Source organism: Streptomyces sp. NPDC058198 (genome assembly GCF_042882605.1).
Classification (GTDB): domain Bacteria; phylum Actinomycetota; class Actinomycetes; order Streptomycetales; family Streptomycetaceae; genus Streptomyces.
On record NZ_JBHVVP010000001.1, the window covers coordinates 141836 to 165658 of the forward strand.

A 23823-nucleotide genomic window follows, 5' to 3' on the forward strand; every position below is an offset into this window, starting at 1 on the left:
ACGGCTCATCCGTCGGTGCGGTCGCAGTCCAGCTCTGACAGATCGACCGCGTCGGCCATCGCCTGCATGCCCTTGTCGTTCGGATGCAAGTGATCGCCGCCGTCGAAGACGGGCAGCATCCGCTCCGGGTCGTACGGGCTCCGGACGGTCTTGTCGAAGTCCGTCACGGCGTCGAACTCACCGCTGTTCCTGATGAAGTCGTTGACGCCCTGGCGTACGGCTTCGCCCTCGGCGTCGTATTCGGACCAGCCCTTGTACGGCATCACGGTCGCGCCGACGACGCATACGCCCGCCGCGTGCACCCGGTCGATGATCTCCCGGTAGCCGGCGATCATGTCATCCACCGTGACCCCGGTGTGCGCCTTGATGTCGTTGATGCCCTCGAAGAGGAACACCGTACGGACGCCCGGCTGGGAGAGCACATCGCGCCGCAGCCTGGATGTCGCGCTCTGCCCCGCGCCGTCCGCCAGGACCTTGTTGCCGGAGATGCCCTCGTTGGCGACGCCCTTCACGGTGCTGCCGCTCGCGTCCCGGAGGCGGCGCGAGAGGTAGTCGGGCCACCGGCGGTTCTCGTCGGTGGCCGACTGCCAGCCGTCGGTGATGGAGTCGCCGAGCGCGACCACGGCGCCGATGTCCGAAGCGGTCTCCACGCTGACCGCGTCCAGCCAGTACCAGGACCCCATCGGGTCGGTCCAGTGGGCCGCTCCCTCCTCACGCGCGTGGTCTCCGGCGGCCGCGTACGACGTCTGCATGGCCATGCCGTGTCCGGTCGTCGGTCCCTGGGCGCCCGTCACATAGAGGCTGACGACCAGATCACTCAGCGCCGCGAGCTTCCCGGGCAACGGGTCGCTCAGGACGGTTTCCCCGGCCGGGACCGTGACGGACCCCGCGCCACCGAAGCCGAGCCGCCGGTTGCTGCCGCGGACGAGCTCCGCGCCCTGCTTCCGCAGCCCCGCGTAGGCGCTCGCGAAGGTGACCGGATGGTCGCCGAACGCGTTGGACAGACGTATGCGCAGATCGCTGCCGCCGACGCTGGTCCGCACGATGAGCCGGTAGCTGCGATCGGCCGGCCCCTCGCTCTGGCGGTCGGCGGCGGCGCCCCAGGTGACGACGGTGTGCCGGGCCGGCTCCGCCGTACCGGTCCGCGTCGGCGCGTGCGCCGCGGCGGCGCTCAGGGGCACGCAGAGCGCGACGATCAGCGCGGAGACGACGGCGACGGCGTACGCCGGCAGGGACCGGGCCGGGGCGCCCGTCACCCGAGATCCCGCAGGGTGACGGAGCCGCCCGGCTCGAGGTCCACCTTCCGGGCCTTCCCCGCGAACACCACGGTGGTGGAGCGGCCCCCGACGCTGCGCAGCCGCGCCTCGGTGACCGCGCCGTCCCGCCAGCCGAGGTCGATGACGAAGCCGCCGCGTACACCCACGCCCGTCACCGAGCCGGACCGCGCCCAGGCCGTCGGCAGGGCCGGCAGCAGCTCGATGTGTCCCGGCCGCGAGTAGACCAGCATCTCGATCATGGCGGCCGGGGTGCCGAAGTTGGCGTCGATCTGAAAGATGCCCCGGCCCTGTTCGACCTCGTAGATGTCGAACAGGTTCATCGCCGTGCCGTTGCTGCCGTTGGCCGACGGCTTCAGGTTGTTGACGACGAGCTCGTAAGCCTTCTCGGCGTCCTTGAGCCGGGCCCAGCACAGACTGCGCCAGGCGTTCGCCCAGCCGAAGCTGTTCATGCCGCGCGCGGCGAGCAGAGCGGTCGCGCCGTCGAGCAGGTCCTTCGGGGTGGAGTCGTCCGGCCGGATCCGGTCGCCGGGGAAGAGCCCGACGAGGGGCGAGAGATGCCGGTGGGTGGTCTCGCCGAGGTTGTCGGGAGACATCCACTCCTCCAGCCAGCCCGTCTTCGGGCTCACCACGGGGAGGTAGAGGCGCTCCCGGAGGGCGTCGATCGTCTCGCTGTATCCGGGGTCCTTGCCCAGCACGGCGCACGCGGTGCGGTAGGAGCCGAACAGGGCCCACACCAGTTCCTGGGCGTACGTGATGCCCTTGGCGTCGAGCGGCCCGTGCTCGGGCGACCAGTCGCTGTCCGCGACGAGTACCTCGCGCGGGGCCCCGGTCGTGGGGTCGGTGACGGTCGTGGTGATGAGCCGGGCCTCCCAGAACTCGCAGGCACCCTTGAGCAGCGGGTAGATCTTGGCCAGGTACTCCCGCTCCTGGGTGTACTCGTAGTGCTCCCACAGGGACTGGCACAGCCACGCGTTGCCCGCGGGGTGCCACCACCAGCCGCCTCCGCCATGGATGTTGGTGGAGATGGCCACGGTCCAGCCCGCGATCCTGCCCGTGGAGTTGCGGTACCGGTTGCGCTCGTCGTTGAAGAGCCGGTGGGTGAGATCGGTCCAGGACGGCAGCTGCGCCAGGCAGTAGTCGGCGTAGGCGTCGAAGCAGCCGGACAGGCCCGCCCGGTCGGCCATCCAGTAGTTCATCTGGATGTTGATGTCGGTGTGGTAATCGCCCATCCAGTCCGGGTCGTTGCCGTCCAGCCAGAGGCCCTGGAGGTTGAGCGGCAGGCTGCCCCGGGATCCGGAGATCATCAGGTAGCGGCCGTACTGGAGATAGGCCGCCTCGATTTCGGGGTCGGGCTCGCCGTCCCTGGCGCGCGCCCGCAACCGCTCCCAGGTGTCCAGGCCGCGCTGCGACGGGGAGGACGTACCGAGCGAGATGTCCATCCGCTCGAACACGTCGCGGTAGTCGGCGACATGGGTGCGCAGCAGGGTGCCGGCCGGATGTCCGGCCGCGTCGAGGACCTTGGTCCTGGCCAGCCGCTGCGGGTCGAGGGACGGGTCGCGGTAGCCGGCGGCTGCGTCGGGCGCGTAGTTGGTGCCGCCGCTCACGACCACGGTCAGGTCCTGGCAGCCGGCGAAGGAGATCCGTGCTCCGTCGACGGTGACCCGGCCGGACCGGCTGTACGCGGTGACGGCTGCCCCGTACCGCAGGCCGTTGGGGAACGCGGCGCCGAAGGACGCGTACCCGCCGGAACGGTTCGCGGTGGTGGTCTCGCCGTGGGTGCCGTCCAGTGAGACGGTGCCGGTGTAGTGACCGCCGCCCTTCTGGGAGAAGTACAGGACGATGGCGTCGTCGGGCCGGCTGGCGAAGATCTGGCGCTGGTACGTGACGCCCGAGCGGAGGTACGAGGTGGTGACCAGGCCCTGGCTGAGGTCGAGGGCGCGGCGGTAGCCGGAGACGGCCGACAGGTCGTGGCCGGGGATGTCCACGGTCAGCTTCGCCAGCAGGGTGAAGGAGCCGAAGTCGTCCCGGGCGTAGGGGAACTGGCCGTCGGAGTCGAGCGTGTCGTTGAGCCCGCCGGTCCAGAGGGTCGCGTCGGTGATCATCAGTAGTTCGCGGCCGGGGTCGTTGCTGGCGAGCGCGCCGAGGCGTCCGTTGCCGACCGGCAGTCCCTGCTCGATCATCGAACTCTCGGAGCCGGGCGCCTGCCACCACAGTTCGTTCTTCGCCGCCGCGGACAGCAGGGGCGATTCGGTGGGGCGGCGCGGGGCCGCGGTGGCGGTGAAGGGGGGCAGAGCGCCGAGGGCGGTGACGGTTCCCGCCGCGGCGGCGAGGGCGAGGAAGCCTCTGCGGCTGGGCCGGCGTTCTGGTGAGTCGGTGTGCTGGATGTCCACGGTGCACTCCATGTCCGGGGCAGGTGGTCAGAATGCGGGGATGGCAGGGCTGCGGGGGGCAGGACTGCCGGGGGGAGGACCGCAGGGGTCAGGACTGCGGCACGGCGATCTTGTCGATGTCGGGGGCGTATCCGGAACCGCTGTCGAAGGTGAGGGTGTTGGCGCCCGCCTTGAGGGTCACGGGCACGCTGACGGTCTCCGCGGTTCCCCAGTCCCCGGTCGAGGGGAACGTCAGGCTGGTGGCGCCGTTGCCGTTGGCGGAGACCGCCACCGAGCGCGCGTCACCGCTGACGTAGGCGACGTTGACGGTGTAGATCCCGGCCTTCTTCACCGTGATGCCGTTGAACCGGAGCGTGCCGCCGCCGTAGAGGTTGCCGACCTTCTGGCCGCCCGAGCACGCGTCGCAGCCGCCCACCGAGGCGTTGCCGCTGAGGGTGTTGGCCGCCGACTCGGCCTCGTAGCCGGTGGTCTTGAGCGGAGGCCCGGCGGGCGTGACGGTGAACAGGCGTGAGCCATGGGCGGGCAGGGCCTGCGTCACCTTGTTCTGGTACGTGCCGAGGTTCTCGTGGTTCCACAGGTCGCGGACGCCGGCGCGGCCCGTGAAGCCGAAGGACGCCCAGTCGGCGGTCACGGCGGCAGGCGAGTCCGCGAGGTTGAACAGGGCGACGGTGTAGCTGCCGTCGGGGTTCTTCGCGCCCCAGACCTGCTGGTCGCCGGCGGGGGTGACCGGCCGCGCGACGGGGGTGTCGCCCTGGTCGACGGCGATGACCTCACGGTTGGTCAGCAGGGAGAGCCCGTAGTCGTCGAGCCGGGTGAGGTCGTCGCCGGAGAAGAGCGGCGACTTGGAGATGGCCCACAGGGTCACGTAACTCTGCCGTTCGGCCTTGGTGAGGCCGTCCATCTGTCCGTTGCCGACATTGATGGAGTCGAGGTCGTTCCAGCCGCCGGGGCCTGCCTTGCGGCTCCACCCCGGGGCGTCGTCGAACCGGTCGTCGACGGAGTTCTCCCAGCTGACGAGGGTGTTGCAGTAGCACTCGACGTCGGTGTCGATCCGCCAGCCGTTCGAATACCGCTTCCAGTCGGCGGCGTGGCCGATGTCGAGTGACCAGGAGAGTTCGAGGTGGATCGGACGTCCCGCTGTGCTGATGGCTTTCTGCCAGGCGGCGACGTCGGCGACGTTGTCGTAGTTCTCACCGCTCTTGAACGAGCCGGGGCCGACCCCGTCGAGCTTGAGGAAGTCGTAGCCCCAGTCGGCGAACAGCTGGGCCTGCGAGTCGATGTACTTCTGGGCGCACGGGCGGGAGAAGTCGATCTTGTAGGCGCTGTCCCAGCCGTTGGTGGTGCGCAGGTCCGGATGGACGATGTCGGCGGTGGTGCAGGACTCGGTGTTCCAGATGGGCACCTTGCCCTCGCCGTACGCCTCCTTCTCCAGGCCGACGGGGAGGTAGATGCCTGCCTTGAGTCCCTTGTCGTGGATGTGGTCGGCGACGGCCTTCATACCGCGCGGGAAGCGGTCCGGGTCCGGGGTCTGGCGGCCGTACGCGTCGAACTCGGGTGTCCAGTCGTTGGTACGCCACCAGCCCGCGTCGATGTTGACGTACTCGTAGCCGTACGGCTTCAGCTTGGACGCCATGGCGTCCGCCTGCTTGAGGACGTTCGCCTCGGTGAGGTAGCTGTAGTCGCCGTCGGGGTTGAGCCCGGGGTACTTCGAGGACTGCATGCTCCAGCTCGTCCAGCCCATGAACGGCTTCGCGGCGACGTCGGCGGGCTGCGCGGCGGCCGTGGGCTTCACTTGGGCCGCGGGCTGCGCGGGCGCGGCCGCCTCCGCCGCGGGGACGGCCGTCGCCAGACCGGCGGTAAGGGCCAGGACGAGCACGGCTCTCATGGTGCGGCGGGCGGAGCCGGCGGAAGCTCCGGGCATGGCGGGGTACGAGGATGACCGCATGGGTCGGACCTCCTGTTTGTCGGGTCACGGGGGGTATCGCGGTGGACCACGGGCCGGGGACGTACGTACGGCGGCTCAGCCCTTGCCGGAGCCGATGGTCAGCCCGCTGATGAACTGGCGCTGGAGCGCGAAATACACGAGCAGCGTCGGGATCGCGGTCATCAGCGCGCCGGCCGCGATGAGGTTGGGGTTGGTGAAGTACTGGCCCTGGAGATTGGCCAGGGCCGAGGTGATCGGGCGCTTGTCCCCGGTCTCGATCAGTGCGAGGGACCAGAAGAAGTCGTTGTAGATCCAGATGGATTCGAGGGTGGCCAGCGCCGCGAACGCGGGACGGCAGAGCGGCAGCACGATCTGGAAGAACTGGCGCCACGCGGGGGCGCCGTCGACCAGCGCCGCTTCCGTGATCTCTTTCGGGATCGTCCGCATGTAGTTGCTGAGTACGAAGGTGCAGAAGCCGCACTGGTACGCGATGTGGATCGCGATGATGCCCCAGACGGAGTTGTAGAGCAGGAACGAGTCGCTCATCCACCCCGGCAGCGGGATCAGCAGGTACAGCCGGTACAGGGGGGTGATGAGCACTTGCGCCGGCAGCAGGTTGCCCGCGGTGAAGAGCATCAGCAGGACAATGTTCCAGCGGAAGTCGAAGCGGGAGACGAAGAACGCCACCGCCGCGGAGAACAGCAGCGTTCCCAGGACCGAGGGGATCGTGATGAGGACGGAGTTCCAGAAGAAGTGCGGCATCCCGGACTGGTTCCAGGCGTCGGCGTAGTTGTCCAGGCTGATGGCGCCGGGCCAGGAGAGGTAGCCGTGTTCGCTGGTGTCGGCGTAGGGCCGCAGCGAGGTGTAGACGGCCCACAGCAGCGGCACGAGCCACAGCAGGGCGATGCCTCCGAGGAGCAGGTGGCGGCCGGTCTGGCGGCCGGAGCCCCGGGGACTGCCGCCCGCAGGCGCCGCGCGGCGGGTTCGTGAGCCGGCGGCCGGCGGTGTGGCGGTCGCGGTCACTGGTCCTCCTTGCGGAAGTTCTGGAAGAGGAAGGCCCCGATGGCGGCCAGCGAGAGGACGAGCAGGACGACCGCGAGGGCGGAGCCGTACCCGATGTGGCTGGACTCGCCGATGATGTTGTCGGTGATCAGGAGCGAGAGAAGCTCCATGCCCGGTTTGCTGCCGATCCCGCCGCCGAGTACGTAGACGATGTCGAAGGCCCGCAGCGATTCCATGACGGTGACGACCAGGATGATGATGTTGACCGGCTTGAGGGCGGGGAAGACGACCCGCAGGAAGGTCTGGCGTCCGTTGGCTCCGTCGAGGGCGGCGGCTTCCTTCAGCGCCGGGTCGAACCCCTTCAGGCCCGCCAGGTAGAGGATCATGATGTAGCCGGTGTGCCGCCAGGCCGAGGCGACGAGAACGGCCCAGAGGTTGAGGTCCGGGTCGCCCAGCCAGTCGATGTGGTGACCGGGGGCCGCCGCGTTCAGGACGCCGTTGAGGAGACCGTTGTCGGGGTTGTAGATGATCTCCCAGATGAAGCCGACCACCGCGAGTGACAGCACCATGGGAAGGAAGATCGCGGTCTGGTAGATCCTGGTGAAGCGGAGCTTCCGGTCGAGCTGGTAGGCGAGGAAGATCCCGAACGGGGTGGGCAGCAGCGCGGTGAACAGCAGCCAGACCACGTTGTGCCGCACGGCCGGCCAGAACGGCGGGTAGTTGGTGAAGATCTGGTGGTAGTTGTCCAGTCCGATCCAGTGGATGTCGGACAGGTCGATGCCGTCCCAGCTGGTGAAGGACAGGCCGAGGGAGGCCAGCGCGGGGAACCAGACGAAGGCCAGCAGGGCGAGCAGCGGGATACCGACGATGACCGCGAGGAAGATCCGGTCGCCGGCGCCGAGCCGACGGGGCGGGCGGGGCCGGCGGGCGGACTGCGACGCGGGCTGCGGGGAGGGCGGCGCGGAGCGTACGGAGGACATGCTGAACCTTCCCGGTCCTGATCAGGCCGTGAAGAAGCGCGAGCGCTGGGACTCGATCTTTTTCAGCAGGGCCGAGCCGTTGTCGGGGTCGCCCAGCCACTCGGTCAGCCCGGGGAGCACGACGGTGGAGATGAAGCCCGGGTCGCTGTCGCGGTCACCGAACTGGGTGAGGTGCTTCGCCGAGGAGATCAGCGCCGCGGACTTCTTCTGCAGGGCGTTGTAGGAGCCGGTGTCCGCCTGTGCGTGGGCGGCCACATTGCTCGGGTCGACGCCCATGTAGAGCTGCTCCGCCTCCGCGCTGCCGAGGAACTCCAGGAACCGCTTGGCGCCGTCCGGATTCCTGGGCTTGCGGCTGAGCATGAAGCCGTCGGTGGGCGCCTCGACGGTGTCCTGGCCGTGGGCGGGGTCGATCTCGGGGAAGGGGAAGAAGTCGATGTCCGCGCGCAGCGCCTCGTCGGTGATCTGCTGGCCGAGGAAGAGGCCGATCACGGCCATGCCCGACTTCTTGTCGAGCAGTGACTGCGCGGCGTCCTGCCATGAGCGGCCGCCGGCGCCCTGCTGGTGGTACGGGGCCAGCTCGCGCCAGTGGTCGAAGACGGCAGCGGCACGACGGTCGGTCCAGGAGACCTCGCCCCGCATGAGCGACATGTGGAAGTCGTACCCGTTGGAGCGCAGGTTCAGGTAGTCGAAGGCGCCGAGGACGGTCCAGCTGTCGCCTCCGCCGTAGCCGGACGCGATCGGGGAGAGCCCGTCCTTCTTCATCTGCTTGGCCAGGGCGGTGAACTCGCTCCAGGTACGCGGGATTTCGTACCCGCGCTCCTTGAACAGGCTCTTGCGGTAGAAGACGGCCCACGGGTAGTTGTACAGCGGAACGAAGTAGTACTTCCCGTCCTCGCCCCTGGACAGCTGCTTGGCGGCGTCGCTGAAGCCGGAGCCTATGGTCTCCCACACGTCGTCGAGGGGATGGCACAGGCCCTTCTTGGCGAAGTACTGCATGCGGTAACCCGCGAACCAGGTGAAGACGTCGTCGGGGGTGCCCTGGAGGTAGGTGGAGATGCTCTTCTGGAAGGTGTCGTGGTCGACGGTGTTCGTCTTGACCGTGAGGCCGCTGTCCTTGGTGAAGGCCTTGGTCAGCGCGGCGTAGGCGGTCTTGGGTGTGGCGTCCGCCCCGTTCGATCCGAACGTCACCGTCTTCGGGTCGGCCGACGGTCCGCCACCGCACGCGGTCAGGAGCGGTGCGGCCAGCGCGGCGGCGCCGAGTCCGAACAGCCCGTTGACCACTCTGCGGCGGCCGGGGTCACTGGCGAGCGAGGGGGTGCGGCTCTGCAGCGTCATCGCTACTCCTAGAACTCGTGCTTGATCCGATGAAGGACTGGATCGCGGTGGCCGCGGCTCCGCGCGCCCACTCCTCGAAGGGCAGGGGGCGTGTCATCACGTCGCACTGGGCGGCGGTGCCGAAGGCGGACGCGGCGAACGCGTCACGGATCTGCTCGGCGAACAGGTCGTAGGCGGCCAGGCCCTCGCCGGAGATGATCACCCGTTGCGGCCCCAGGACATTGACCACCGCTCCGATGGCGCGGCCGATGGCCTCACCGGCCCGGGTGTACGCCTCCCTGGCGCCGGGCTCACCCTGGTGTGCCAGCTCCAGGGCCTGCGCGACGCCGGCGACGGGCAGACCGGTGGTCTCCCGGACGCGGCGGACGATGGCCGCGTCACCGGCGATCGACTCCACGCATCCGGTGTTGCCGCAGTAGCACTCGGGGCCCAGCGGATCGATGGACAGGTGCCCGATCTCACCGGCCACGCCGTGCGCACCGGAGACGACCCGTCCGTGCACCACCAGGCCGCAGCCGATGCCCGCGCCCACGGTCACCAGGGCGAAGTCGGAGAGCCCCACGCCGGCCCCGAACCACTGCTCGGCGACGGTCAGGGCCCGTACGTCGTTGTCGACCGTGACCGGCAGTCCTGTGACGGTCCCGGCCAGTTCGGCGAGCGGGACGTCCCGCCAGTCGAGGAAGGGTGAGTAGCGCACCACGCCGGCGGCGCGGTCCACGTCGCCGGAGACGGCGAGGCCCATCCCGCTGACCCGTACGCCGAACCCGTCGGCCTCCGTGAGCAGTTCCTGTACGAGCGTCGCGATCGAAGCGAGCACCGCGCCGGGATCGCGGCCGGTCAGCGGCGTGTGGCGGGCCACCCGGATACGGCAGCACAGATCGGCCAGGACCGCGATGATCTCGTCGCCGGTCACCTTCACCCCGATGAACAGCGCCCGTCCGCCGTCGACCCGTACGGCGTTGGCGGGCCGGCCGAGGGAGGGGCGTGCGTCCTCGTCCACGCCTTCGACCAGATATCCGGCCTCCATGAGCGGACGTACGGCCTTGGTCACCGCCGCTGAGGAGAGCATCGTCCGCCGGGCTATCTCCACCCGCGTCAGCGGGCCGTGGGACAGCACGGTGGTGAAGACGAGGGAAGCGGCCGGGGTGGGGGCCGGAACCGCCTCGTGACGAGGTGTCGAGCGCATGGCCGGAAACGTAGGGGGGTTCTTTTCCTCTGTCAATGAAAGAAGCAAGGTCCTTCTGAAATCCCGTCATGGTCCGGACCAGCCACGCAAATGCGAGGTGGGTGGGCGGTGTTGACAGGTGATCGAAGGAGCGGTTGGCTGCCGACTGCTCTCCTGGAGCCAACCGACCGTGAGGATCAACGCCTGTGATCTCCTTCGCCCCGGACACCGGGGTCTGGCTGCTCTCCACTCCGCGCACGTCGTACGCGCTCCGCGTCGACGAGACAGGTGCGCCCTGTCACCTCGCGTGGGGTCCACGGCTGACCCTTGAGGAGGCCGAGGAACTCATCGCTCCCCCGGCGCCGGCCGCCAGCAGTTTCGAAGGAAGACCGGCGGCCGGGGAAGAGCTTCCCGTCGACGGCGGCACACGCTACGGTCCCCCCTCGCTGCAGGTGCGGTTCGCCGATGGCACCCGCGCCTTCGAGTGGCAGCCCCTGGGCCATCGCGTCCACGAGCCGGTCCCGGGACAGACCGAACTGGCCCTGGAGTTCAGGGACCGCCACTACCCCCTGCTGACGACCCTGCACTACCGCGTCCACGACGACAGCGACGTCATCGAACGCTGGACCGTCCTGCGCAACACCGGCGGTGAATCCGTACTCCTCCTGCGGGCCGACTCCGCCGCGTGGACGCTGCCGCCCCGGGACGACCACCGGCTCAGCCACGTCACGGGACAGTGGGCCAGTGAGACCCAACTGCACCGGGAACGGCTGGCGTTCGGGGAAACGGTGCTCACCAGCCGACGGGGCGTCACCAGCCACCACGCGAATCCCTGGGTGATGCTGGACGCGGGTGAGGCGACCGAGGACCACGGCCAGGTGTGGAGCGCGGCCCTGGCCTGGAGCGGAAGCTGGCGCGTCACGGTGCACCGTGGCTCCGACGGCCGGGCGGGCTTCACCGGCGGCGCCGGGCATGACGGTACGGCCCTGCCACTCGCGCCGGGCGAGGACTTCACCACCCCGACGTACGCCGGGCTCTATGCCGACGGCGGTTTCGGCGCGACGAGCCGTGCCTGGCACGCGTACACCCTCGCCCACGTTCTGCCGCATGCCGGAGAGGTGCGGCCGGTGCTGTACAACTCGTGGGAGGCGACCGGTTTCGAGGTCGACGAGAGCGGCCAGAAGGCGCTGGCCGCGCGGGCGGCGGCGCTCGGCGTGGAGCTCTATGTCGTCGACGACGGCTGGTACGGCGCGCGCCGCAGCGAGCGGGCGGGCCTCGGTGACTGGACCGTGTCCCCGGAGGGCTTCCCGGACGGGCTCGGACCGCTGGTCCGCGAGGTGCACCGGCTCGGTATGCGCTTCGGGCTGTGGGTGGAACCCGAGATGGTCAACCCGGACAGCGATCTGTACCGCCGGCATCCCGAGTGGGTACTCCACATCCCGCACCGCGCCCGCACCGAGCTGCGCCATCAGCTTGTCCTCAACTTCGCCCGCCGTGACGTCGCGGACTGGGCCTACGGCTGGCTGACGCGGCTGGTGGCCGAGCATGCCATCGACTTCCTCAAGTGGGACATGAACCGCGCGCTGAGCGAAGCCGGCTGGCCGGAGCGGGCGGAGGGCGCCGACCGGCTGTGGACGGCCTACGTCCACAACCTCTACGAGGTCATCGACCGGCTGCGCGCCGACCATCCCGCCCTGCGGATCGAGTCGTGCAGCGGCGGTGGCGGCCGGGTCGACCTGGGCATCCTGTCCCGCACCGACCAGGCCTGGCCCTCGGACAACACCGACGCCGCGGACCGCGTCTCCATCCAGCACGGCTACAGCCAGATCTACCCGGCGCGGACCATGGCGGCCTGGGTGACCGACGTACCGAACCAGCACACCGGACGGTCCGTGCCGCTGCGCTTCCGTTTCCATGTCGCGATGGCCGGGGTGCTGGGCGTCGGGGGCGACCTCACCCGCTGGTCCGACGGCGAACTGGCGGAAGGCGCCGCCCTGGTGGACCAGTACAAGACGGTGCGTCATCTCGTACAGCACGGGACGCTGCACCGGCTCCGTACCCCCGCCGAGGACGGGCCGACCGCGGTGCAGTACACCGCCGCGGACCGGAGCGAGGCCCTGTTGCTGATCTGGCAGAGGACCCCACGCCACGGCGCCCCGCGGCTGCCGGTCCGGCTCGCCGGCCTCGACCCCGCGGCCCGCTACCGCGACGCCCGCACCGGCGCAGTCCATCACGCGACGGTGCTGACCGCGTACGGACTCCTGCCCGATCTGCCACCCGGCGACTGGGCGAGCACGGCGGTGCACCTGGTCCGGGTGCCGGCGTCGTAAACGACTCCATCCTTCGGCTTCGGCGGCCGCAACGCCTCGCTCGTGTTCACCCCTGCCCCGGCGGCCTCAGCCCGTACGGACGACGAGATCGCTCGGGTCGGTGTTGGCACCGCACAGCACCACGGCGATCCGCTCGCCGCCGCGCGGGCGGTAGCTCCGTAGCGGTGCGTCGCCCAGGGTGCCGGGCGCGACGGGCGCGGGAGTGTCCTCCTGCGGGGCGAGGGCGGCCAGCGCCGTCGCCGCGGCGTGCTCGACCACTATGCGGCGGTCGTCCCACAAGGCCTGACGGGCGTGCACGATCCGGGAGTCGGGGACCAGCACGGAGCTGACTCCGGGCTGCTGGGCGGCGTGCAGGGCGATGGCGGAGGTGCGCCGGGCGCCGAGCGAGTCGGCGGCGACCGAGTCCACCGGGACGTCGACGATCCGCCCGGCCCGCAGGGCGGCGTTGAGCGCACGGCAGTCCTGGGGCTCGACGGCAACGGTGTGCACCCCGTGGTGGCGGGCGGCCGTGGCCACGCCGGCGAACAGGCCGCCCCCGCCGACCGCGACGACCACCGTGTCCAGGTCCGGGATCCGCTGAAGGATCTCGTCCATGAGCGTGCCGGCTCCGGCGGCGATCAGCGGGTGGTCGTAGGCGTGGCTGGCCAGCGCTCCGGTCTCGGCGGAGAAGTCCTGGCAGGCGGCCAGCGCCTCGGCGTACTCGGTACCGATGAGGCGTACGTCGGCTCCGTAGCCACGGAGCTTGGCGACCTTGACGCCCGGGGCGCGCTCCGGCAGGAAGACGGTGGCCGGGACACCGTGCTGCCGCGCGGCCCACGCGCAGGCGAGGCCGGCGTTGCCGCCGGAGGCGATGGTGACGCCTGCTTCGGGGAGGCTGCCGGCCTCGTGGTGGGCAGTGAGGAAGTTCATAGCGCCGCGCGCCTTGAAGGACCCGGTGTGCTGCATGTACTCCGTCACCAGCCAGACCTGGCAGGGGTCCGGCCGTCCGACCGGTCCGTCGGTGGCGACGGCGCCGGGCTCGACGGGCACCACGGTCACCGGCCGTATCCGTCCGGCGATGCGGGCGGCGGCTTCCTGGACGGCGTCGTAGGTGAGCGGCTGGAACACAGGGGTCTCCTCTGCCGCGCGCCCGGCGGGGGCAGCGGACTGCCGGGTTGGCCGGGCCGGGCGGGCGCAGCGTTTGCGGGTTTTGTGATACAGCGTACGTTACGCTGTATCACATGCCGCGGCAATCACACGCTCTTCAGGGGGCGACCCCCAGCCGTATCGCCGGGACCGCCTTGTCGATCATCGACGAGGACGGTCCCTCCGCACTGAGTTTCCGGGGGGTGGCCGAGCGTCTCGGGGTCTCGCACGCCACGATCTTCCGGCGTTGCAGCGACCTGGCGGGGCTTCTCGATCTGTGTGCCGACCACCTGGCCGCGCAGCTGCCCGATATCGCGCCGGACGCGGACTGGGCCCGGGCCACCGAGACACGCTTCGGCGCGCTGTATCAGCTGCTGACGGCCCATCCGGGGCTGGCCACCTTGCGCGGCACCCGTCCGTGGCTGGGCCGCGAGTTGCTGGCGCGGCTCACCGAGCCGCAGATCGCCGCCAATATCGCGGCGGGGATGAGCCCGCGGGACGCGGTCGCCACATACCGGCGGATGTATCTGCTCACGCTCGGCAGCGCGGGCTTCGTCGACCACCGTCACCCCGGCGCCGCCACGGCGGCCACCCGAACCGCCCTCGCCCCACTGGACCCATCGCGGTTTCCCGTACTGACCGAGCACCTGGACGCCGTCCTGGCGGGCATGTCCGACCATGAGGTCTACTACGGCGCGCTGCGTCAGCTGATCCGCGCGGCGGTCCCCACGAGCACGGTCGCACGCGGCAGCTGAGCGGCGTTCCGACAGTGCGGGCAGTACCGCCGGAAAGGGAAGCCGGCCGGATCCGTGGCGCGCGGCCCGCCGTCAGATCTGGTTGCTGCCGCCGTCGACGAACAGTTCGATGCCGGTGATGTAGGTGCTCTGGTCGGAGGCGAGGAACAGGACGGCGTCGGCGATTTCCTCCGGCCGTCCCATGCGGCCCATGGGCGTCTGGCCGACCAGCGCTTTCCTGAGCTCGGCGGCCTGCTCCTCGTCGGCGGCGAGGCCGGTGATTCCGGGGGTGTCGGTGGGACCGGGGCTGAGGGCATTGACCCGGATGGCGCGGCCCTTCAGCTCGTTGGCCCAGGTACGGGCGAAGGACCGCACGGCGGCCTTGGAGGCGCCGTATACCCCGAAGGCCTCACTGCCCACGCTCCCGGCGATGGACGCGTTGAGGATGACGGAGGCCCCCTCGTTCAGCAGCGGCAGCGCCTTCTGGACGGTGAACAGGGTGCCTCTCACGTTGAGGCCGAAGATGTCGTCGAAGTGCTTCTCGGTGACGTCTTCAAGTCGCGCGAGCTCGCCGCCGCCCGCATTGGCGAACAGGACATCGATGCCGTTCCCGTCGCTCTCCACCGTCCGGTAGAGCCGGTCGAGATCCGCCGGATCGGACGCGTCGCTCCGGACGCCGGTGGCGTTCGCGCCGATCGCCTCCACGGCGGCATCGATACTGGCCTGACGCCGGCCGGTCACGAACACCCGCGCCCCTTCCTGGGCGAACCGCCGGGCCGCGGCCAGGCCGATCCCGGTGGTGCCACCGGTCACGACCGCGGTCTTCCCGTCGAGCTGTCCCACGGTTCTCCTCAGGCTGGCGGGCGGTTGCCTGGAACGATAAGGCGATATGTCCGCTTCGCTTCGGAGGCCGGGCGCGGCGCGTTGTCGAGCGGGCCAGGCTGCCGCGCATGCGGTCGGCGGCCTCGTTCACGTCGGTGACGGGTTGAGTGAGCAGGACCGATCACCCTCGACGGCGGTCCCGCCCCGCTGAAGCCGCAGTGACCGGGCGGGACGGACGGCTGGTGGCCGGGGGAGCTTCCGTGCGGGTCCGTCCTCGGTGCCGCAGGAGGATGGCGGCCGCCGCCGGGATCCGTGGCCGGACGCCGGCGCGGAGCAGCCGTGGGCCGCGGGCCTCGGCCAGCTGGAGCAGGTGGGCGTAGACGTCCAGCTGCGCCGCGACCATGGGCACGTACAGCGGCGGGAAGCCGGCCACGGCCCGCTTCGCCGCCGCGAGATCCGCCCAGCACTTGGCGGCGGTGCGCGCCAGCAGTGCCCGTACCTGGGCCGTGCCGCGTCCTTGCCGCAGATCGTCGGGCCGTACCTCCGTGGCCCGCAGGTCCGCGCGCGGCAGGCAGACCCGGCCGGCTCGCAGGTCCTCGGCCAGGTCGGTCAGGAAATCGATCCGCTGGACGGGTACGGCCAGCAGCCGGACGCTCTCCCGCAGCCGCTCCGGGGGCTCCTCCGGAGCGGCGAGCACGGCGGCGATCAGCAGCAGTCCGGGCAGCGTGTACCCGTCCACGTACGCCGCGAAGTCCGACTCCTGCTCGAAACCGGCGAAGTACAGATCGGTCGGCGCCGCCCGCAGGAAGTCCTCGACGCAGCCGGCCAGCCGCGGGTGGGTACGGGCGGTGTGCCACAGCGGCGCGAGGCCGCCCGAGGGAGCCCGGGGGGACGCCAACGCCAGCCGCACCCGCGTCTCGTACTCCGCGAAGCGGGCGGCCCGCAGCTCGGCCGGGGCCCGGTCGTCCCGGTCCAGCAGTTCGTCGCAGGTGTGCATGAACGACATCGCGGCCACCACGTGTACCGCCGTCGCCGGGGTCAGCAGCAGCCGCAGAGCCGCGTAGTGGGCGGGAACGTACCGGGCCAGTCCGCGCGCCTGCCGGGTGTACTCCGCGCGCAGCCGGGGGTCACCCACCCCGGCCTCCGTCAGTCCGCGCTGCCAGCCGTTCATTCGATCTCCCTTGCTCGGGCGGGGAGTTGGCCACCGGTCCGCGAACCGCGCACCGCAAGACCCCCATCAGCACCTGCTGTTACCATCGAGACACGGAGAGTATCCGAAGTGTCCGATCGTGGACGCGCCGGCCGGCAAAGGTGAGCTCGTGGTCATCCCTTCTGTTCCCGCTGCCCCCCGGGCGCGGTCCAGTGCTCCGTCACCGCGCCCGGGCGACGGGCCGCCGCGGATCCCCGAGGGGCGGCTGCCCGGCCATGTCGCCGTGGTGCTCGACGGCAACGGCCGCTGGGCGACCGGGCGCGGGCTGCCGCGCACCGACGGGCACCGGGCGGGGGTGGCGGCCGTGCTGGACACGGTCGACGGCGCCTTGCAGCTCGGACTGCGGCATCTCTCGCTCTTCGCCTTCTCCACCGAGAACTGGCGCCGGGAGCGGACGGAGGTCGGCGAGGTGATGCGGCTGATCAGCGCGTTCGTGACGGACCACGGCGACTGGCTGGATCAGCGAGGTGTGCGCGTCACCTGGTCGGGCGAGCGGGGACGCCTGGGCGCGGACATGCTCGTCGGCTTCGACGCGTTCCAGGCACGGACCGCGGGCAACTCCCGGCTGGACCTGACCGTATGGATCAACTACGGGGCCCGCGACGAACTGTGGCGGGCGGCCCGGCATCTGGCGCTGGACAGCGCGGCGGGCCGCGTCGATCCCGCGCTGATCGACGCGGAGACCTTCAGCCGCTATCTGTACCGGCCGGATCTGCCCGATGTCGACCTCTTCATCCGGACGTCCGGCGAGCAGCGGCTCAGCAACTTCCTTCTCTGGCAGAGCGCTTACGCCGAACTTCTGTTCACCGAAACCCTCTGGCCCGATTTCGGCCGTCATGATCTGTGGGCGGCGGCGGTCGCGTACAGCAGACGCGACCGGCGCTTCGGCGGCCACTGACCGGGGCGCCTCCGCTCCGGCGGCGGACCTGACGCTCCGTCAGCCGCCTTACTCGGGCCCGGCGTAAGTCGAGTGCACGTTCTCGATCTGTCGCTGGATCGCCTCGATCGCGCCGCGCCTGCGGCCCGGCACCCGGCGGCGCAGCGCGGTCAGCGCCGGAGCCAGGGAGCGGGCCAGGGCCGGGTCATGGAGCTGCTCCCACTGGTGGTGGGCGCGGTCGACCGCGGCCTCGACGTCCTCGTGATCCGGGGCCTGGTGCGAGGCGAGGCGGGCTTCGGCTGCCGCCATCCATAATGCACAGCTGCGGCCCGCGTCCTGGGCGAGGCGGGCGAGATCGGCCCGTACTTCCAGCCAGTGGATCGCCTGCATCGAGCCCGGCCCGTGGGCGCGCAGCGCCGTGCTCTCCCACAGGGCCGCGATCGACGCCGCCTCCGTGTGGCGCCCGGCCCGGGCGGCGGCCAGGATCGCCGGATGCGGATCGGCCCCTGGCCCTTCGGCCTCCGCCTCCGCCCCGGCTGGCGGGCCGGGCGGCGCCATGACCGGCGGCCGGTCATGGCGTACCGGCTCGGCACCGTTGTCCAACGGCAGGTGGTGTACGGGCGGAGCGTCGAAGGCCAGCAGCAGCGCGTCCTGGACCCCGGCGCGCGCGGCGGCCTGCTCGTGGAGCTGGGTGAGCGGCGGCCGCGCCCCGCTGCGCCAGATCGCCGCGCACGCCGCCAAGTACGCGGGGGCGGCGACCGTTCGGCGCGGCGGAGGCGGGGCGATGCGCCCGTACAGGCGGGTGCCGTAGCCGAGGCCGATCCCCTCGGCGCCCAGTCGCTGCCAGGCTTCCGCGTCGGCCACCAGATCCACGACCACCGTGGTGGTACCCGGCCGGCGCAGTTTGAGCTCGGCGGCCAGCCAGTGCCAGGGCAGGCCGGTGTAGCGCAGCGTCGCCGGGGCCGTGCGGGCCAGCGCGAGGTGGACCAGGCGCTGCTTGTGGTCCAGGTGCAACTGCCCCGTGATGTAGAGGGACAGCGGGCCGGCCGTGGCGGCCGCGGCGCGGATACGGGTGAGGACGGTCTGCGGGTCGAGCGGGTCGGCGAGTTCGATCACGGTCGCCGCGGCCGTGCCGGTGAGGGTGCTCGGGGGGACGGCCGCGAGCGCGGGCAGTACGGATGCCGCGTCGATGAGACAGCCCTTGCCCGCCGGCGCGGCCGCGAGCAGCAGCGCGGTACCCGCTCGTGTGTCCTCCCTGGTGATCACCACGTCAGCAGCGTATCCCGCTGACCAGGTCCACCGGCCGGGGAGAACCTCCGCACATGCGGCCGGACATCCCGCCGCGGCGGTGCGCGGCGGAAACGGTCCTGGCCCCGATACGGGCCGGGGGTTCCGGCGGGCCGGCGAACACCACCCGAAACAGTGAGCCGGGGGCCGCCCGCACACCCCGGGCCGCCCGAGGCGCCCTTCTCCGAGGAATGGCAGGGCAGACTGCGCACGCTGCTCGCAGAGGCCGCCGCGCAGGGGCTTCCCGCGGAGAGACTCACCAGCGGGCGGGTGGCTCCAACTGGACGATGAACCTCGGCCACCCCGCCGCCCGGGCGTTTCCTCATCGCCGGGACCGTCTTCCGATCTCCTACCGCCGGTTCAAGTACGCCAGGCCGGGGTGCGCGCTCGTGTAGTCGTCGACGAGACGGCGGGCGACGGTCACGGAATCGACAAGCGGGTGCAGGGCGAACGCCTTGGCCGCGGTGGTGCGCGAGCCGCTCGCGGCGGCGGCCAGGACCTCGCGCTCGACGGCCTTGACCGCGCACACCAGGCCGGTGGCGTGATCCGGCAGGGGGGCCACGGACAGAGGGTGGGCGCCGTTCGCGTCCACGAGGCAGGGGACCTCGATCACCGCCTCCTCGTCCAGCACGCGCAAGGTGGTGCGGTTGCGGACGTTGAGGATGAGCGTGGCGCGTTCGTCGCGGGCGATGGCGCGCATCAGGGCGAGGGCCACCTTCTCGTAGCCGCCGGACTCCAGGTCGGATTCGTCCCGCTCGCCGACGCCCGCCGCCTCGCGGTTCGCCGCCATGTACGTGGCCTCGCGTTCGGCGCGGGTACGGTCCCAGGCCGCGAGGGCCGGGGTGCCGGTCCGCTCCATCTCCTCGTAGAACCGCGCCTGCTGGTCGCGGAGGAACGCGCCGCGCGTCTGCTCGGCGTCCTGGTAGGCGCGTACCGCTTCCCGGTTGAAGTAGTAGTAGTGCAGGTACTCGTTGGGGATCGCGCCGAGGGACTGGAGCCACTCGGGACCGAAGAGCCTGCCCTCCTCGAAGGAGCCGAGGGCCTCGGTGTCGGCGAGCAGGCGCGGGAGTTCGTCGCGTCCCGCGACGCGCAGGCCACGCAGCCAGCCGAGGTGGTTGAGGCCGACGTAGTCGATCCACGCCTCGTCCGGGTCGGCGCCGAGGACGCGGGCGACGCGTCTGCCCAGGCCCACGGGCGAGTCGCAGATCCCGATGACACGGTCGCCGAGGTGGCGGGACATGGCCTCGGTGACCAGGCCCGCCGGATTGGTGAAGTTGATGACCCAGGCGTCGGGGGCGAGCCGGGCGACGCGTCGCGCGATGTCGACGGCGACGGGGACCGTGCGCAGTCCGTACGCGATACCGCCGGCGCCGACCGTCTCCTGGCCCAGGACCCCCTGGTCCAGCGCGATGCGCTCGTCGGCCGCGCGGCCCGCCAGCCCGCCGACGCGGATCGCGGAGAAGACGAAGTCGGCGCCGCGCAGCGCCTCGTCGAGGTCGGTGGTGTGCGTCACGGCCGGCGCGTCGGCAATGCCCTCGGACTGCTCGGCCAGTACGCGCGCGACGGCCGTGAGCCTGGCGGGGTCCAGATCGTGGAGGGTGACATGGGTGACGCGGCCCTCGGCATGATCGGCGAGCAGCGCTCCGTACACCAGCGGCACCCGGAATCCGCCGCCGCCGAGAATTGTCAGCTTCACGCCTGAACCACCTTTACGCCTGTCTCCTCCGGTGCGGCACGGGTCGCGGTGCCCAGCCGGCACCTCACGAACACTACTCGTCAACGCGATCATTCCCGCGCGGAGGAGCAGCTCGTGGCCGGTCGCCCTCGCCGGTGGAATCGGCTCCCGACGACGTCTCCAGAGGGCTCGACAGTAAGCGCTTTCCGGCAGAAGTTATAGGCCACGCGGCCATACGTCAACGGACCTGCGGAGATCGATGGAAGCGCTTCACGTCGGTCACCCGTGACGCCACATCACTTCTGCGCGAAGCATTGACGAAACATAAAGGCGGTCCTAGCTTCATCGCGTCGTACTTCGTACGTCATATATGAGACGCGATACGCGAGATGTGAGTGCGCCCATGGCCTTCGCCCCGAGTCCGATCCCCTCCCGCACCCAATACGTACTGGAGGCGATCAAACACGGCATCCTCACCGGCGGTCTCAGCCCGGGACAGGCCCTGGTCGAGACCGAACTGGCCGCGCAGTTCGGGGTGTCGAAGACTCCGGTACGCGAAGCGCTCAAGACCCTGGCCGGCACCGGCCTCGTCGTCATGAGCCAGTACAAGGGCGCCACCGTGCGCACGGTCGACGCCGCCATGGCCCACGAGGTCTACGACGTACGGCTGCTGCTGGAACCGGAGGCGCTGCGGCGCTCCCTCGCCCGCCACGCCTCGCTGGACGCCGCGCGGGAAGCCCTGGTCAGAGCCGACGAAGCGGCGGACCAGGCCGAGCGCTCGCTCGCCAACCGTGACTTCCACCGGGCGCTGTATCTCCCCTGCGGCAACCCGCTGCTGGCCCGGATGCTCGACGAGGTGCGCGATCAGGCGGCCCTCGTCTCGACCGTCGCCTGGTCCGCCGTCCCGTCGTGGAAGCGGGAGGCCGGGGAACACCGGGAGATCCTGCGGCTCGCCCTCGCCGGTGACGCCGACGGCGCCTCCCGGGCCCTGCACGATCACATCGCCGACTTCGTGCGGCGAGCGTTCCCCGAGGGAGACCCCATATGAACAGCCCTGATTTCACCTCGCTGCGGGACGCGCTCGCCGATGTCGTGGCAATCCCCGTGACCCCGTTCACCGCCGACGACACCCTCGACACCGTGGCTCACCGCGCTCTGCTGCGCCGGCTGCTCGACGGCGGCGTCCGCACGCTCACGCCGAACGGCAACACCGGGGAGTACTACGCGCTGACCCCCGAGGAACGCCGCACGGTCACGGAGCTGACCGTCGAGGAGGCGGCCGGCCGGGCCGCGATCCTTGTCGGGATCGGCCTGGACGTGCCGACCGCCGTGGCCGCGGCCGAGCACGCCGGCGCGGCCGGCGCCGGGATGGTGATGGTGCATCAGCCCGTCCATCCCTATGTGTCGCAGGACGGCTGGATCGACTACCACCGCTCCATCGCCGACGCGGTCCCCGGGCTCGGCGTGGTCCCGTACATCCGCAACGCGCAGCTCAGCGGCGAGAGCCTGGCACGGCTCGGAGAGCTCTGCCCCAATGTCATCGGGGCGAAGTACGCCGTGCCGGACGCCGCGCGCTTCGCGGCCTTCGCGCGGGACGCGGGTCTGGAGCGCTTCGTCTGGGTCGCGGGACTCGCCGAGCTGTACGCGCCCTCGTACTTCGCCGGCGGAGCCACCGGGTTCACCTCGGGGCTCGTCAATGTCGCACCGGCCGTCTCACTGGGGATGCTGGACGCGCTGCGCGCCGGGGACTACGCGGCCGCCATGAAGCTCTGGGAACAGATCAGGCCCTTCGAGGAACTGCGCGCCGTCCGGCAGTCCGCCGACAACGTGACGATGGTCAAGGAGGCGCTCGCCGCCCTCGGGCTGTGCCTGCGCGACATCCGCCCGCCGAGCAGCGCGCTGCCCGAGGAACAGCGAGCGGCCGTCGCCGCACTCGTGGCGGAGTGGTCGATATGACCGTACGGCCCGAGGACCTGCGCAGCCACCAGTGGTACGGGACCGACGGGCTGCGCTCCTTCAGCCACCGCGCCCGTACCCGCCAGCTCGGCTACCTCCCCGAGGAGCACCTCGGCAAGCCGGTCATCGCGATCCTCAACACGTGGTCGGACATCAATCCCTGCCATGTCCATCTGCGGGAACGTGCGCAGGCGGTGAAGCGGGGGGTCTGGCAGGCCGGTGGTTTCCCGCTGGAGTTCCCCGTCTCCACCCTCTCGGAGACGTTCCAGAAGCCGACCCCGATGCTCTACCGCAACATGCTGGCGATGGAGACGGAGGAGCTGCTTCGCTCCTATCCGGTCGACGGCGCGGTGCTGATGGGCGGCTGCGACAAGACGACACCGGCGCTGTTGATGGGCGCGGCGAGCGTGGACCTGCCGGCCCTCTTCGTGCCGGCCGGGCCCATGCTGCCGGGGCACTGGCGGAGCGAGGTCCTCGGCTCGGGGACGGACATGTGGAAGTACTGGGACGACAAGCGGGCCGGGCTGATCGGCGACGCCGAGCTGGCCGAGCTGGAGAACGGCCTGGCCAGATCGCCCGGCCACTGCATGACCATGGGCACCGCCTCCACGCTCACCGCCGCCGCGGAGGCGCTGGGGGTCACCATGCCGGGAGCCTCGTCGATCCCGGCCGTCGACGCCGGGCACGACCGGATGGCTGCCGCTTCGGGCAGACGCGTCGTCGCCCTGGTGGAACAGGACCTGAGGCTGTCGAAGCTCCTCACCCGGGAGGCGTACGAGGACGCGGTCGCCACAGTTCTGGCGCTGGGCGGCTCCACGAACGCGGTGATCCATCTGATCGCGATGGCGGGACGCTCGGGCGTACGGCTCACCCTCGACGACTTCGACCGGATCGCCCGCACCGTGCCGGTCCTGGCGAACCTCCGTCCCGGCGGGCAGTACCTCATGGAGGACTTCCACTTCGCGGGCGGACTGCCGGGATTCCTGTCGCGGTTGACGGACGTGCTGCATCTGGACCGGCCGACCGTCGCGCACGCCACCCTGCGGGAACAGCTCGACGGCGCGCTCGTCCACGATCCGGAGGTGATCCGGCCGCGCGGGAATCCCCTCGCGCCGGAGGGCGGGGTGGCGGTGCTGCGCGGCAATCTCTGTCCCGACGGCGCGGTCATCAAGCATGTCGCCGCCGAACCGCGCCTCCTCAAGCACACCGGTCCCGCCCTGGTCTTCGACGACTACCGGACCATGCAGCGGACCATCAACGACCCGGAACTCGGGATCACCCCCGAACATGTGCTGGTGCTGCGCAACGCGGGCCCCAAGGGCGGCCCCGGAATGCCCGAGTACGGGATGCTGCCGATCCCGGACTACCTGCTCAAGCAGGGGGTACGGGACATGGTCCGGATCTCCGACGCCCGGATGAGCGGCACGAGTTACGGCGCGTGTGTCCTGCACATCGCGCCCGAGTCGTACATCGGCGGGCCGCTCGCGCTCGTACGCACCGGCGACACGATCACCCTGGACGTCGAGGCACGCAGCCTCCATCTGCACGTGCCGGACGAGGAACTGGAGCAGCGGCGGGCCGCGTGGACGCCGCCGCCCGAGCGGTACGAGCGCGGTTACGGCGCCCTCTACAACGAGCAGATCACCCAGGCCGACACCGGCTGCGACTTCGCCTTCCTGGCCAGGCAGGGCACGGTGCCCGACCCGTACGTGGGTTGAGATTCGCGTCTCCCCC

The 23823-nt window shown here is 71.0% G+C and carries 18 protein-coding genes; 6 read left to right on the plus strand and 12 right to left on the minus strand.

What is annotated here, in order from left to right; all coding sequences use genetic code 11:
• Positions 1–5: 5 nt before the first annotated feature.
• The 7 genes from ACFVWW_RS00620 to ACFVWW_RS00650 all read right to left on the minus strand — a co-directional run bounded on the left by ACFVWW_RS00620 (position 6) and on the right by ACFVWW_RS00650 (position 10094).
• Positions 6–1256: an SGNH/GDSL hydrolase family protein gene (locus ACFVWW_RS00620; protein WP_384180269.1), complete on the minus strand. Its 1251-nt coding sequence runs from the start codon at positions 1254–1256 to the stop codon at positions 6–8.
• On the minus strand, positions 1253–3667 hold the full coding sequence (locus ACFVWW_RS00625; protein WP_386875033.1) for a glycoside hydrolase N-terminal domain-containing protein: 2415 nt from the start codon (positions 3665–3667) through the stop codon (positions 1253–1255). The genes ACFVWW_RS00620 and ACFVWW_RS00625 overlap by 4 nt, the downstream gene beginning before the upstream one ends.
• An 88-nt stretch (positions 3668–3755) precedes the next feature.
• Positions 3756–5612 (minus strand): alpha-galactosidase D, encoded by a 1857-nt coding sequence (locus ACFVWW_RS00630; RefSeq protein WP_386875035.1) that lies wholly within the window; start codon positions 5610–5612, stop codon positions 3756–3758.
• A 75-nt stretch (positions 5613–5687) separates the two neighbouring features.
• Positions 5688–6614 (minus strand): carbohydrate ABC transporter permease, encoded by a 927-nt coding sequence (locus tag ACFVWW_RS00635; RefSeq protein ID WP_386875037.1) that lies wholly within the window; start codon positions 6612–6614, stop codon positions 5688–5690.
• On the minus strand, positions 6611–7573 hold the full coding sequence (locus ACFVWW_RS00640; RefSeq protein WP_386875039.1) for a carbohydrate ABC transporter permease: 963 nt from the start codon (positions 7571–7573) through the stop codon (positions 6611–6613). Before ACFVWW_RS00640 ends, ACFVWW_RS00635 begins: the two co-directional genes overlap by 4 nt.
• A 21-nt stretch (positions 7574–7594) precedes the next feature.
• A complete protein-coding gene (locus ACFVWW_RS00645; protein WP_384180260.1) occupies positions 7595–8908 on the minus strand; it encodes an ABC transporter substrate-binding protein in 1314 nt (437 codons plus the stop codon).
• Positions 8871–10094, minus strand: coding sequence for an ROK family protein (locus ACFVWW_RS00650; protein ID WP_384180258.1), 1224 nt, complete (start codon positions 10092–10094; stop codon positions 8871–8873). Before ACFVWW_RS00650 ends, ACFVWW_RS00645 begins: the two co-directional genes overlap by 38 nt.
• A gap of 185 nt (positions 10095–10279) precedes the next feature.
• Between ACFVWW_RS00650 and ACFVWW_RS00655 the strand changes: the two genes are divergently transcribed.
• Positions 10280–12403: an alpha-galactosidase gene (locus ACFVWW_RS00655; protein WP_386875042.1), complete on the plus strand. Its 2124-nt coding sequence runs from the start codon at positions 10280–10282 to the stop codon at positions 12401–12403.
• A 66-nt stretch (positions 12404–12469) separates the two neighbouring features.
• Here ACFVWW_RS00655 and ACFVWW_RS00660 read toward each other — a convergent pair whose 3' ends face one another.
• The gene (locus ACFVWW_RS00660) at positions 12470–13510 is read right to left on the minus strand and encodes a threonine/serine dehydratase (protein ID WP_386875044.1); all 1041 of its coding nucleotides are present in this window, start codon (positions 13508–13510) and stop codon (positions 12470–12472) included.
• Between the two features lie 113 nt (positions 13511–13623).
• Between ACFVWW_RS00660 and ACFVWW_RS00665 the strand changes: the two genes are divergently transcribed.
• Positions 13624–14283 carry a TetR/AcrR family transcriptional regulator gene (locus ACFVWW_RS00665; protein WP_386875046.1) on the plus strand — a complete coding sequence of 220 codons (660 nt, stop codon included), beginning with the start codon at positions 13624–13626 and terminating at the stop codon, positions 14281–14283.
• Between the two features lie 72 nt (positions 14284–14355).
• Here the strand turns inward: ACFVWW_RS00665 and ACFVWW_RS00670 are convergent, their stop codons facing one another.
• Both ACFVWW_RS00670 and ACFVWW_RS00675 read right to left on the minus strand, forming a co-directional pair.
• Positions 14356–15105 (minus strand): glucose 1-dehydrogenase, encoded by a 750-nt coding sequence (locus ACFVWW_RS00670; RefSeq protein WP_386875048.1) that lies wholly within the window; start codon positions 15103–15105, stop codon positions 14356–14358.
• A gap of 160 nt (positions 15106–15265) precedes the next feature.
• Positions 15266–16255 (minus strand): squalene/phytoene synthase family protein, encoded by a 990-nt coding sequence (locus ACFVWW_RS00675; protein WP_384180249.1) that lies wholly within the window; start codon positions 16253–16255, stop codon positions 15266–15268.
• A gap of 148 nt (positions 16256–16403) precedes the next feature.
• On the opposite strand from ACFVWW_RS00675, the gene uppS reads away from it, so the two are divergent.
• On the plus strand, positions 16404–17192 hold the full coding sequence (uppS, locus tag ACFVWW_RS00680) for a polyprenyl diphosphate synthase (RefSeq protein ID WP_384180247.1): 789 nt from the start codon (positions 16404–16406) through the stop codon (positions 17190–17192).
• A gap of 48 nt (positions 17193–17240) precedes the next feature.
• Here the strand turns inward: uppS and ACFVWW_RS00685 are convergent, their stop codons facing one another.
• Positions 17241–18440: a hypothetical protein gene (locus ACFVWW_RS00685; RefSeq protein WP_384180245.1), complete on the minus strand. Its 1200-nt coding sequence runs from the start codon at positions 18438–18440 to the stop codon at positions 17241–17243.
• A 367-nt stretch (positions 18441–18807) separates the two neighbouring features.
• Positions 18808–20154, minus strand: coding sequence for a 6-phospho-beta-glucosidase (locus ACFVWW_RS00690; RefSeq protein ID WP_384180243.1), 1347 nt, complete (start codon positions 20152–20154; stop codon positions 18808–18810).
• A 382-nt stretch (positions 20155–20536) separates the two neighbouring features.
• Here ACFVWW_RS00690 and ACFVWW_RS00695 point away from each other — a divergent pair, with 382 nt between their 5' ends.
• From ACFVWW_RS00695 to araD, 3 genes are read left to right on the plus strand one after another with little or no spacing between them, the layout of a single operon-like run.
• Positions 20537–21181 carry a GntR family transcriptional regulator gene (locus ACFVWW_RS00695; protein WP_386875051.1) on the plus strand — a complete coding sequence of 215 codons (645 nt, stop codon included), beginning with the start codon at positions 20537–20539 and terminating at the stop codon, positions 21179–21181.
• Entirely contained in the window at positions 21178–22089 is a 912-nt protein-coding gene (locus ACFVWW_RS00700; protein ID WP_386875053.1) for a dihydrodipicolinate synthase family protein, read from the plus strand. Before ACFVWW_RS00695 ends, ACFVWW_RS00700 begins: the two co-directional genes overlap by 4 nt.
• Positions 22086–23807 (plus strand): L-arabinonate dehydratase, encoded by a 1722-nt coding sequence (gene araD / locus ACFVWW_RS00705; RefSeq protein ID WP_384180237.1) that lies wholly within the window; start codon positions 22086–22088, stop codon positions 23805–23807. Before ACFVWW_RS00700 ends, araD begins: the two co-directional genes overlap by 4 nt.
• Positions 23808–23823: the final 16 nt, after the last annotated feature.

Coding starts and splice junctions, on each gene's coding strand:
- ACFVWW_RS00630 (WP_386875035.1), bottom strand. CDS start 5,612: ATGCGGTCATCCTCGTACCCCGCCATGCCCGGAGCTTCCGCCGGCTCC.
- ACFVWW_RS00640 (WP_386875039.1), bottom strand. CDS start 7,573: ATGTCCTCCGTACGCTCCGCGCCGCCCTCCCCGCAGCCCGCGTCGCAG.
- ACFVWW_RS00645 (WP_384180260.1), bottom strand. CDS start 8,908: ATGACGCTGCAGAGCCGCACCCCCTCGCTCGCCAGTGACCCCGGCCGC.
- ACFVWW_RS00650 (WP_384180258.1), bottom strand. CDS start 10,094: ATGCGCTCGACACCTCGTCACGAGGCGGTTCCGGCCCCCACCCCGGCC.
- ACFVWW_RS00665 (WP_386875046.1), top strand. CDS start 13,624: ATGCCGCGGCAATCACACGCTCTTCAGGGGGCGACCCCCAGCCGTATC.
- ACFVWW_RS00675 (WP_384180249.1), bottom strand. CDS start 16,255: ATGAACGGCTGGCAGCGCGGACTGACGGAGGCCGGGGTGGGTGACCCC.
- ACFVWW_RS00695 (WP_386875051.1), top strand. CDS start 20,537: ATGGCCTTCGCCCCGAGTCCGATCCCCTCCCGCACCCAATACGTACTG.
- ACFVWW_RS00700 (WP_386875053.1), top strand. CDS start 21,178: ATGAACAGCCCTGATTTCACCTCGCTGCGGGACGCGCTCGCCGATGTC.
- araD (WP_384180237.1), top strand. CDS start 22,086: ATGACCGTACGGCCCGAGGACCTGCGCAGCCACCAGTGGTACGGGACC.